The 821-nt window shown below is 70.5% G+C and carries 1 protein-coding gene and 1 pseudogene; one reads left to right on the plus strand and one right to left on the minus strand.

All coding sequences use genetic code 11. From position 1 onward, the window contains the following. On the minus strand, positions 1-581 hold a 581-nt coding region (locus A5711_RS04120), incomplete at its 3' end, for a TetR/AcrR family transcriptional regulator (RefSeq protein ID WP_067944292.1). Between the two features lie 142 nt (positions 582-723). On the opposite strand from A5711_RS04120, the pseudogene A5711_RS27425 reads away from it, so the two are divergent. Then, a pseudogene (locus tag A5711_RS27425) lies at positions 724-821 on the plus strand (TetR/AcrR family transcriptional regulator); the annotation flags it as partial.

The following is an 821-nucleotide window of genomic DNA, read 5'->3' on the forward strand; positions in this document are numbered from 1 at the left end:
TCCAGCGCGGCGTGGTAGGCCCGCGGGGGTGACGTGGCCGCCAGTTCGGTCAAGCCGTAGACGAGCGCGTACACGGCTTCGACGATGCTGTCCCGATCCTGCCGGTGCGCGAGTTCGCCTCGCCGATAGGCATCGTCGACGACGCCCTCGATGATCTCTCGGAATGCCTGAAACCGCGCGCCCCCCGCGAACCGCGAATCGGCGTCGGCCACGCCCTCGGCGCGGATCACCCACTCGAAGGCGGCGAGATCCGGATACTCGCGCATCAGCCGGCCCGATTCGTCGAGCACCGCCTCGATCTGATCGATGGCGGTCCCGGGGCCCGCGGCGGCCGCCCGCAGCCGGGGCAACGCGACGTCGGTGCGTGCCGCGATCGCGGCCTTGATCAACTCGGCCTTGTTCGGAAAGTAGTTGTACAGGCTGGCGCTCGTGACGTTCGCGGTGCGAGCGATCTCACGGATGGTGGCTCGCGAGTATCCCACCGTGGCCACACACCGCATCGCCGCGGCGATGATGCGCGAACGCGTCTGCTCCCCGTCGGCGCCCACCGGGCGGCCCAATTGCGACGGTGCGACGCTCATGCCGCGCGGAACCCGCCGCGGGCCGGTCCATCACACACTGCGCACCTCCGCGCGGAAGCCGGAACTAATCGATCACTCGATTATATTCGACGGTGTCGGGCACGAGAGCCGGCGGACAGGACGCGCGAGTGGGGAGAGCACGGTGACGCGGGCGCAGCGTGGGCGCCCGGTCGGCGCCAGCGGCGAGGAGACCCGCCGGCGGATCATCGTCGCCGCCATGCGCTGTGTGGCCACGGTGGG

It is taken from the genome of Mycobacterium sp. E2238 (assembly GCF_001672665.1).
In the GTDB taxonomy this organism is placed as follows: domain Bacteria; phylum Actinomycetota; class Actinomycetes; order Mycobacteriales; family Mycobacteriaceae; genus Mycobacterium.